The following is a 10255-nucleotide window of genomic DNA, read 5'->3' as shown; positions in this document are numbered from 1 at the left end:
CCTGGCGGGCGGAGACCACGGTGGTGCGGTTCGGCTGCTGGAGCAGAGCCACCGCATGGCGCGGGATCAAGGACGCGGCCGGATGGCCTCGCGGTCGGGCTTCGAACTCGGGCGGGCGTTGCGGCTGTCGGGGCGCGCACAGGAGGCGGAGGCCCTGGTCCGGGCTGCCCTGGACGGGGCCCGCGAGCGGCGCTCGGGCACCGACGAGGTCCGGGTGCTGGAGGAACTGGCGGTCCTGGCGGAGGGCCGGGGCGACCTCGCCGAGGCCGAGCAGTACCGGGCTGCCTCCCGGCAGGTCCGAGACGGAGGCTGAGGGCGGGTTGGGCGGTCAGAGTTCGTGGTCGAGGTCTTCGGGGGCAGGAGGGCACACATGGACGCGTACGATGAGCGGCCCCGTTCCGCAGGTGAGGACGACTGGGACAGCGGACGCGACGGCGGCGGGCGCCGCAGCGCCGAGCCAGGCGTGTACCGCGGAGACCGCCGCCACCGGATCGATGCGTGACATCCGGCCCCCGGCCCGGTGGGGCTCTAGCCGAATACTGAAGAGCCCGTGCGAGCGGTGTCTGAGGAGGCACCGCTCGGCGGACAGAACTGCGGCGGCCGTACGGCAGAGCGGCGCCTCTTCCAGGACGTGGGCCGTCCAGCCGACAGCCGTCCAGGTGGTGGAGAACCGGCGCGGGCCGGCAGGACCGGGACCGGTCGGCCGGGCGCATCGCCACAGCACGGCCGCGCTCTGTACCGCTCGTGGTCCGGCCTTCGGATGCTCGGCCGCGAGGTGGTGCACCGCGCGTGGGGTCTGCGGGGGGAAGCGCTCCACGATGATCCGGCGGCCGTCCAACTCCGTTCGGACGGCGTGGGCCGCCGGACGGCGGTCCACGCTGGTCGGGGCGGGGAAGGCCTGGGCTTCCGGAGCCGGGGCGACCGGGCGCAGGCCGAGCATCCGGTAGAGCCTTCGCTGTAGTCGCGGTAGGGCCTCGCCCTGCCGCGCAAAGGCGGCCTCAGCGACGGGACGCGTGTCCAGCCTGGCAGCCCCCACCAGGACCTCTTCCAGCTGCCCCGCCTCGGCGAGCCGGGGAGCCCGGGCGAGTAGCCGCGCCATGGGGCTCCCCGGGAGCAACTCGTTGCCGCCGTCGTACGCGTTCACGACCGGACGGCCAAGCGCGGCCGCGTACAGGGCGGTGGATCCGTGATCAGTGACCACGGAGTCCGCCGCGACCAGGAGCGCGGCCCACTCCTCGTACGGCCGGGACAGCACCAGCCCCGCGGCCAAGGCCGGGGCCAGCTGCCGGGACAGGTCGAATGCGCCGGTTCGGCTGTGCTCGTTCGGATGCAGGACCAGGGCGACCTGGAAGGCGTCCTGGGGCAGCAGGGCGACGAGTTCGCCGGGCAGCCCGGGGCGTCGGGACAGGAGGGATTCCGGCCCCCAGGTGGAGGTGAGCACGACCAGCCGTCGCCGTCCCGTCCCCAGGGCGTCGCGGTAGTGCGTACGGTGGCTGGTGGAGACCAGAAGCCGGTCGAGGGTGGGATCCCCGACCACGCTGGCCCGGCCCACCAGGGAGGGGCAGTGATGGATCAGCAGGGCGACCTGGTTGTCATGGGCGAGGGCGTGCAGGTCGGCCCAAGGGGTACCGCCGGGGAGCAGGTAGGCGGGATCCAGGCCCGACGGTACGCCCGGTGAACCGTCGCCGCGGACGGCCTTGTTGAAGCCCGCCCCGTGCGGAAGCAGGACCCGGGGGCCGGAGAGTTCGCGTAGCTCACCCTTGGGGCTCGCAGCCAGCACTAGGTCGTGGTCGGCGCGGAGGGCTTCCTGCCACGGCACGGTCCGGGCGCCGGACCGGTCGAGTGCGGCGAGGGCCTCGACATCGAAGTCGGAACCCGGGGCGAGGGTGAAACGGGTGGTGATGCGCGGATCCCCGAGGAACACCGGCAGCACGTCAAGGAGCCGGTGGAGTGCCCCTGCGGAGCGCACCGGGATCAGCACTGCCCGCTGCCCGCTGCCCGCTGCCCGCTGCCCGCTGCCCGCTGCCCGCTGCCCGCTGCCCGCTGCCCGCTGCCCGCTGCCCGCTGCCCGCTGCCCGCAAATTGTCCCATTATATCGGCCTGTGAGGATTCGACACAAGGGTTTCGAGGAGTTTCGGGCTCGACTTCGTGGACCTCGTGTGGCATGCCCCGATGGTATCGATTGAAGCGTCGCCCTTCCGGGGCTCCTTCCAGTAACGTGACTCCGTCGGCGATCCGGAGAGGCGGTGGGCTGCGTGAACGGGTGGGAGAACGCGGGGCACCCCGTGCCACTGCACGTGGTCAACAGCCTGCCGGGGACGGTGCACGGCTCGATCGCCCAAGTGGGCAGCGTCCACGGCGGCATCACCTTCAACTACCACTCGGCGCCGTCCCCGGAGTCGGGGGGCCGGCGACCCGACCAGGTTCCCCGCCCTCCGCGGCGCTTCGTCGACCGCGAGTGGGCGCTCGCCGAGCTGGACGGGGTGTTAGCGGGCGGCGAGGACGTCCAGGGCTGCCCTATCGGCGTGTTCAGCGGCCTTCCCGGCATCGGGAAGACCGCCGCCGCCCGGCAGTGGGCCCACCGCCATCGGGAGCGCTTCCATGGCGGCCAGTTCTACGTGGACTTCGGAGCCCTGGGCGGCGGCGACGGCGGGGACGTCTCGGAGGCGCTGGCGATGTGCCTGCGCGGCCTCGGTGTGTACGACCCCTACCTGCCGGCCAAACTCGCCGACCGCGCCGCGCTCTACCGCACCCTGTCGGCGGACCGGCGGATGCTGGTGGTGCTCGACGACGTCAGCCACCCCGCCCAGGTGACTGCCCTGCTGCCGCAGGGAGCGGGCAGCGCGGTGCTCGCCACCAGCACCTGGCGGCTGGGGGAACTCGCCCTCGACGGGGCGGCGCTCCTCCAGCTCGACGTGCTCGACCACGGCAGCTCTCTGGAACTGCTGGCCGCGCTCTGCGGGGAGCGGCGGGTCGAGACCGAAGCGGAGGCCGCGGCCGAACTGGTCGGACTGTGCGGCGGCCTGCCGATGGCACTGCGGCTCTGCGCCGCCCGTCTGGTGACCCACCGGCGATTGACGATCGGCTCGTTGGTCGGAGAACTGGCCGACGAACAGAGCCGCCTCGCGCGGATCGCCGCGTCGTCCGGCCCCGAGGAGCGCACCATGGCGGCAGCACTGGAATTGGTCTACCGGGACCTCCCGGACACCGCTGCGAGGGTCTACCGGATCCTCGGCCTCTTTCCCACTCGGGCCTTCGACATCGGCTTGGTGGCGCTGGTCTCGGGCTTCCCCCATGCAGACGTGCAGGGCGCACTGGACACCCTCGAAGCGGCGAGCCTGCTGACCGAGGCCGAGGACGGCCGGTACGCCATGCACAACCTGGTCCGCCTCCACGCGCGGGGCCTGGCCCGCGAGCTCGATGCACCGGACGCGGAGCGGGAGGTCGTCCGCCGGGTCAGCGGCCACTACCGGGCCCTGGCTGGTCTGGCCGATCTCGCCGTACGGGTCGACCGGTTGAGGATTGCCGAGCCTGCCGAGAGCCTCGGAACCGGTGGTCCCGGAGGGAAGGCCGGCAGCACCGAGCCGTTCGGGGCGACGAGTAGCCCCAAGCAGGACGCCCTGGCTTGGCTGGAAGCCGAACGCGGTGACATCCTTGCCGTGCTCAGGGCCGCCGCGGCGTCGGGCTTCAACCGTCAGGTGTGGCAGTTGGCGGAGGCATTCACCGTGCTCTTCCTGCACCACCGGCACCTCGCCGACTGGAGGGAGTCGCTGGAACTGGGGGCGGAGGCCGCGGCGCGTGACGGGCAGCCGGCGGCCGAGGCCAGGCTGCGAAGCCTGCTCTCCCGGCCGCTACTCGACCTGGGCCGGGACGACGAGGCCCGGGCCCAGCTGGAATCTGCGGACCAGCTGGCGCTGGAATCGGGTCACCTCGTCCTCCAGGCCTCGGTACAGGAGTTCCTGGGCCGGTACTGGGAAGGGCGCGACCAGGCTCGCGCGGTCGACGCGTACCGGGCCTCGCTCGCGCTCAACCTCCAGGCCGGGGAGGGCCGCGGGGCCGCCCTGGCCCGCTACTTCCTCGGCTGCGCCCAGAGCGCCAGCGGTGACCACGCCGCCGCCCTGGCCGGCCTCGCCGCAGCGATGGAGGATTTGTCCGCCCGGGGTGACAAGCGGATGGCGGCGCGGGCGCTGGCGGACCTGGGCCGGACCAGGGAACGGCTTGGGGACCGCGCCGGAGCGGTGGCCGATCTGCGGCAGGCGGTCACCCGCCTGCACGAGGAGGAGGCCTCCCATTACGAGGCTCGGGCGTTGGAGGACCTCGCGGACCTGCTGGACGACCCGGCAGAGGTGCGGGACTGTCTGCGCCGGGCGCTCGCGGTCTACGAGGAGGGCGGTAGCCCCCGGGCGGCGGGAGTCCTGTCCCGGCTCGCGGGAGCCTGATCGACCGCTGCCGGACGGTGCATCCGGAGCAGCAGCTCCTGACGGAAGGTTCCACGGCGCAGCGTCACCGTGAGGTCGTCCGGCGGCAGCTCGAGGCGCATGACGGTGTAGGTCGCGGCGGCGGCCGCCCCCGGATCCGGGCACGGGCCGGTGCCGGCGCTGACCTCGACCGCCCTGCCGTCGCGCAGGCCGACCAGGCAGCCGTGCTCCGTGGCCACTGCAGCGAGTCTCGCACCGGGGAAGTCGGTCAGCAGTTCCGCGAGCCGCCGCCGTCCCTCGGTGGTGGCGAAGACCGAGGAGCGGACCAGAACGGCGGTCGCGCTCTCGGCGAGCCGGGTGTCCGGTTCGTCCACGTCGCAGGACAGGTGCTGGAACGAGTCGGCCGTCTCCGCCGCCCCGGCGGCCAGCGCGGCGGGGAAGCGGTGCAGGTCCACCTCGATCGCGTCGGCCCGGCGCCTCACGACCGTGGTGCGGACCAGCAGCGAGCGGGGAGGCGCGGCCCCCGGCGCGGGCAGCGGAAAAGCGTGGGCGGTGCGGGCGGGCCGCTTGGGAGGGGCCAGGCCGAGCAGGTTGTAGACCGTCTCGCGCAGCCGGGGGAGTGCCCGGCCGGGAGCGGCGAACGCCTCGGAGACGACTCGCTCGTACCGGTCTGGGCGGTGATCGGTGAGTGCCGCCTCGATCTGTCCAGACAGGGGCCGTGTTGTGTCCAGCCACGGTGCCGCTGTGCGCAGGGTCCAGCCCGCTGTTCCGGGGACAGCCTCGGAACCGAACGCGGCGAGCAAAACGGGACGTCCGATCGCTGCCCCGTACATCGTCACCGAGCCGTGGTCCCCGATCACCAGGTCCGCGGCGACCAGGGCTTGCTGCCAGCCGTCCGTCGGGTCGACGGTGGTCAGCCCGGCCTCCACCGCGGTCCGCTGGAGGACCCCGACCTGCCAGGCGCCGTGCCCGGACCACACGTTGGGGTGCAGGACGAGGGCAACCCGGTACTCATCGGCCGGGAGCTGAGCCAACAGTTCGGCAGGCAGTTCCGGGTTGCGGCCGGCCAGTGACTCCGTACCCCAGGTCGAGGTAACCAGCACCAGGCGCTGGCAGGGCAGGATGCCCAGGGCGGACCGGTACCGTTCGCGCCACCGGCCGCTGGCAAGGAGCCGGTCGTAGCAAGGGTCGCCGACCAGCACGGTTCTGCCCGCCGTGTTGGGCCGGAAGGAGGACAACTGGGCCTCCTGGGAGGGATGCGACACCGCGAGCCAGGCCCGGCGGGCCTCCAACAGCGCGTCCGGCACCAGACCGGACAGCCGCGTGCCGGGGCCAGCCGAGTCCGGGACCTGCTTCTGGAAACCGATGCCGTGGGGCAGGACCAGGACCGGGTAGTCCCCCGGGGGAACGGTGAGGTTCTCCGACGCGGAGATCACCAGGTCGGGAGCACACTCGGCGAGCTGCGACCAGGGCATGGTGCGGCAGCCCAGAGAGCGGAGCAGATCGAGGACACCGTCATTGAAGGCCGATGTCGGGTCGTAGCCGAAGACTACGGCGATCCGGGCGTCGTCGTGGAGTATCTCGGGGACCACGTCCAGCACGCGCACGAGCGAAGTGACCGTTCGCGCGGCCACGACCACGGTCCGTTCGCCATTGAAGGTTCGCCAGCGGCGAGCATCCTCCCCCACCGGGACGTGAATGTGCTCATCGGGATCCATCGTGCACCTCCGCTTGACCGCAGGATCCCACAGTGCCGCTCAGGCGGCTCGCGGCTCGCGGCTCGCGGCTCGCGGCTCGCGGCTCGCGGCTCGCGGCTCGCGGCATTCTCCCTACCGCATAGCGGCACGTAGGGCAACCGTTTCACCTTCCCGTTTCCAGAGGCGAGCCACGCCGGGCCGTGATCAGGCTAAGTTCAGGTGCCCAGCCTATCTGGTCGCGCGAAACACACTGGTCAGAAGCATGAAGCGCCGACTTGACATTGAATCGGGCACCTCGATCAAGGCTCCCGTACAGGCCGCCCGATCCATCCCGGATCTACGTTGCCCTCGGTTCGTCCCGCGCGAAGAGCCAGAGGCCAACGTAAACAGGAGCGAACACGAGGGCGAGGACGAGGGAAGCCGTAGGGGCCGACACGATGCCCCGTCTGTCGGGGAAACGACGGGGGTTCCTACCCGCAATCCAGACGCCGCAGGCGCCGACCAGCCCGATGTCGATGGTCGTCCACCAACTCCATCCGCACTGGGCCAATACCGAGGCGGCCAGCACAGTGGTCGACGGGCTGCGCCACTCCAGGGACCCGCCCACGTCCCATCCCGACGTAGGGGGCCTCGGCAGGGAGAGGATGCCGATCGTGACCATGCTAAGGGCGATGAAGGAGACTCCCTCGGAGTGCGAGGCGACCCAGTTCGCGGCGGGAACCGTCCAGCCTGCCGGAATCGCCACGCCGTTGCACGCCGCAGCCAGCCCCGACAGCGGTGTGCCCCCACGCGTCACGCCGTACACGGCCGCGCACCCGGCCAACGATGCCACGAATCGCCAGAGCAGGCCGAGCGGGCTCCAATGCCCTCTTCCGATCGACCTGTTCATCAGGTGTATGCCGCCGTGGACGGCTCCCGCCTGAATAAGGGCTCCGTCGACCTGACCGCCGTGGACCTCGTTGCTGGTACCGCCGAGATTCTTCACGGCCTGAACAGTAGTGCTACATACGGGCCTGCTCTGTCGGGCCGACGGGCTCGGAGCCATAGGGAGCTGTTGAAGCCGGTCGACGGGGCGCCAGGGCACGTCCTGCCCAGGTGCAGACAGGGCCGGCGTCCGAGGCCTACCGTTCGACCGGATCGTCGACTGGCGCGTAGGGCCCCATGCTGAGAACCCGTTCAAGTTCGTCGATCCGACCGGCGGAGACGGGATCGCCCCCACTGCCACGGGGACGGGCCAGGCCCAGCCTCGCCACCAGGCGCCCGAGCACAATCGCGGGTAGGACGACGATCCACAGGAGTCCCGCGACAAGGGCCACGACCTCGATGTGCTGACGCTCCTGCTGGTCGAACCTTTCGGTCTCCACGGGAGTGGTCCGCCGGAATCGGGCCCTGCCTTGTTCGAACACGGCGCGCATCACCACCAGCCCGCCGAGGCCGTAGCCACCGATGACCCCGATCCACGTCAGCAGCACGCCAGTCCCCCCGACTCGTTCCGTATGTCCGGCACACGATCCGTCTGCCCTGGCACGGCAGCTCGTAACGTGACAAGGCCGGGGTCAGGTCGCGCGTCCGCACGCCGGTAAAGCGGTCACCCCCTGGAAAAGGTGTTAGCGGTCATTGAGACGCTCAGATGGGCGGTGTTCGGGTGTCCGAGGTGGTGGCCAGGCGTCGCAGCCGCTGGGTGGCCGGACGGAATCGCGGTGTTCGCGAGTCTGCACCGACGGGCAATCGGGCGCCGTCCGGCCAAGCAGGTCCCTGCTGCGGCAGCCCGAGGTGTACCGCCTGCCCTCTCGGGCAGACGACCTCCGATATCCAGCCGGCTTCTCGCGGTGCGCCGCCGCCACGAGCCGTCCAGCCCGGCCGATAGTCATTTGTAGGCGGCCCGTCCATCCTGACGTGGGTGGACCGATGTTCGATCAGGAGGAACAATGCGCGAGTCCAACCCCGTCCAGAAGGCCGTGCCCACCGTGGCTGAGGCCGTGACAGGCATGGTGGACTGCCACCGTCAGGCGGCTCCGGGTGCGCCCTCGGCAGATTCGCCGACGGTCGCGGAGCCCACCGAGCCGCGCGCGCCGCTGCCGCCCAAGCCGGACCAGAACGCGCCTGCCGTCCTGTCCGCGACCGCCCGTGGCGCGGGGGCGTCCGCGGACCTGCGGGCGCAGAACGGCGGCTACCTGACGACCGCCCAGGGCGTGCGGCTGCCGGACTCCGATCACTCGCTGAAGGCTGGCCCACGCGGCCCGGTGCTCCTGCAGGACCACCACCTGCGGGAGAAGATCACGCACTTCGACCACGAGCGGATCCCCGAGCGGGTGGTGCACGCCCGTGGCGCCGCAGCCCACGGCGTCTTCCGCGGTTACGGCACCGCAGGCGGCGTCTGCAAGGCGACATTCCTGGCCGAGGGCGTCCAGACGCCGGTGTTCGTGCGCTTCTCCACCGTCCTCGGGTCGCGGGGCTCGGCGGATACCGTGCGCGACACCCGCGGCTTCGCGACGAAGTTCTACACTGCCGAGGGAGTCTTCGACCTGGTCGGCAACAACATCCCGGTGTTCTTCATCCAGGACGCGATCAAGTTCCCCGACGTCATCCACGCGGGCAAGCCGCACCCGGACCGCGAGATCCCCCAGGCACAGAGCGCGCACGACACGTTCTGGGACTTCGTCTCACTGCACACCGAGGCCACCCACCACACCATCTGGAACATGTCCGACCGGGGCATCCCGCGCTCCTACCGCATGATGGAGGGCTTCGGGATCCACACCTTCCGCCTGGTCAACGCAGACGGCGCGAGCACGCTGGTGAAGTTCCACTGGAAGCCCAAACTGGGCGTGCATTCCCTGGTCTGGGACGAGGCCCAGCTGATCGGCGGCATGGACCCCGACTTCCACCGGCGCGACCTCGCCGATGCCATCGAGGTGGGCAACTTCCCGCAGTGGGAACTCGGCATCCAGACGTTCCCCGACACCCCGGACCAGACCTTCGACGGCATCGACCTGCTCGACCCGACCAAGATCGTCCCCGAGGAGCTCGCCCCGGTGCGCCCGATCGGGCTGATGACGCTCAACGCCAACCCCACCAACTACTTCGCCGAGACCGAGCAGGTCGCCTTCCACCCAGGCCACCTCGTTCCCGGCGTCGACATCACCGACGACCCGCTGCTCTCCGGCCGACTCTTCTCCTACCTCGACACGCAGATCACGCGCCTGGGTGGGCCGAACTTCGCGCAGATCCCGATCAACCGCACCCACGCGCCGGTCAACGACATGCTGCGCGACGGTTTCCACCAGGACGCCGTCCACAGCGGTGTGGCTCCGTACAAGCCGAACTCGCTCGACGGCGGTTGCCCGTTCTTCGCCGGCATCGCGGAGCACGCCTTCGTGGAGTACCCGACCCCGATCGCCGCGAGCGCCAAGGTGCGTGCGGCGCCCGCCTCGTTCGACGACCACTTCAGCCAGCCTCGCCTGTTCTGGCTGAGCCTGAGCCCAGTCGAGCGCGAACACGTCATTGCCGCCTACACATTCGAGTTGTCGAAGGTCTACGAGCAGGCGATCAAAGAGCGGGCGCTGACCGTCCTGGCGCGGATTGACGACGAGCTGTGCCGCGAGGTCGCCACCGGCCTGGGCCTGCCCGCACCGACCGCCAAGGCACACGCCGACGTCACCGCCAGTGCGGCCCTGTCCCAGCTGGGCCAGCGCTGGCCGGCGACCGGCCGCGTGCTCGGCATCATCGCCGGCGCCGGCAGCGACCCCGGCGCGGCGCGCGCGATGCGTGAAGCCGCTCTGGCCGCAGGGCTGTTGCCACTGCTCATCGGACCCACCGGGGCTCCGCTGGCCGAGGGTCTCGCCGTGCAGCGGACCTTCGGGGCAGCCCGGTCCGTGGAGTTCGACGCGCTACTGGTGACCAACGCTCCCGCACCCGGTGCGGACGACCGCGGCGCGCGTGACGCCAAGTCCGGCGCGGTCGCGGGCGGACAGCCGGCACTCGACTCCCGGATCGTCCTGCTGGTCAACGAGGCCTACCGGCACGCCAAGCCGATCGCCGGCCTCGCGGACGCCCGCGCACTGTGGGCGGCGTCCGGGATCGACCCACAGGCACCCGGCGTCTTCACCGAGACCGACGCAGCACGGGCCGTCGCGGCCC

Annotated in this window: 6 protein-coding genes and 1 pseudogene; 3 read left to right on the top strand and 4 right to left on the bottom strand. The window is 71.4% G+C overall.

Annotation, left to right across the window (positions count from 1 at the left end; genetic code table 11):
- A pseudogene (locus tag ACIQVZ_RS41670) lies at window positions 1-313 on the top strand (hypothetical protein); the annotation flags it as partial.
- Between the two features lie 15 nt (window positions 314-328).
- Here ACIQVZ_RS41670 and ACIQVZ_RS41665 read toward each other — a convergent pair.
- Entirely contained in the window at window positions 329-1981 is a 1653-nt protein-coding gene (locus ACIQVZ_RS41665) for a translation initiation factor 2 (RefSeq protein WP_402458173.1), read from the bottom strand.
- A 304-nt stretch (window positions 1982-2285) separates the two neighbouring features.
- Between ACIQVZ_RS41665 and ACIQVZ_RS41660 the strand changes: the two genes are divergently transcribed.
- Window positions 2286-4439 (top strand): NB-ARC domain-containing protein, encoded by a 2154-nt coding sequence (locus ACIQVZ_RS41660; protein WP_402458171.1) that lies wholly within the window; start codon window positions 2286-2288, stop codon window positions 4437-4439.
- Here ACIQVZ_RS41660 and ACIQVZ_RS41655 read toward each other — a convergent pair.
- The 3 genes from ACIQVZ_RS41655 to ACIQVZ_RS41645 all read right to left on the bottom strand — a co-directional run bounded on the left by ACIQVZ_RS41655 (window position 4379) and on the right by ACIQVZ_RS41645 (window position 7587).
- Entirely contained in the window at window positions 4379-6052 is a 1674-nt protein-coding gene (locus ACIQVZ_RS41655; protein WP_402458168.1) for a hypothetical protein, read from the bottom strand. The two genes, ACIQVZ_RS41660 and ACIQVZ_RS41655, sit on opposite strands and share 61 nt — an antisense overlap.
- A 400-nt stretch (window positions 6053-6452) precedes the next feature.
- On the bottom strand, window positions 6453-7100 hold the full coding sequence (locus tag ACIQVZ_RS41650; RefSeq protein WP_402458165.1) for a hypothetical protein: 648 nt from the start codon (window positions 7098-7100) through the stop codon (window positions 6453-6455).
- A gap of 136 nt (window positions 7101-7236) precedes the next feature.
- The gene (locus ACIQVZ_RS41645) at window positions 7237-7587 is read right to left on the bottom strand and encodes a hypothetical protein (RefSeq protein WP_402458162.1); all 351 of its coding nucleotides are present in this window, start codon (window positions 7585-7587) and stop codon (window positions 7237-7239) included.
- Between the two features lie 456 nt (window positions 7588-8043).
- Here ACIQVZ_RS41645 and ACIQVZ_RS41640 point away from each other — a divergent pair.
- Window positions 8044-10255 (top strand): catalase (locus ACIQVZ_RS41640; protein WP_402458159.1); only part of this gene is annotated, 2212 nt, incomplete at its 3' end.

The sequence above is a fragment of the Kitasatospora sp. NPDC098663 genome (genome assembly GCF_044760075.1).
In the GTDB taxonomy this organism is placed as follows: domain Bacteria; phylum Actinomycetota; class Actinomycetes; order Streptomycetales; family Streptomycetaceae; genus Kitasatospora.
Note: the sequence above shows the minus strand (reverse complement) of the source record. Positions and strands in the feature narration are given on the sequence as shown.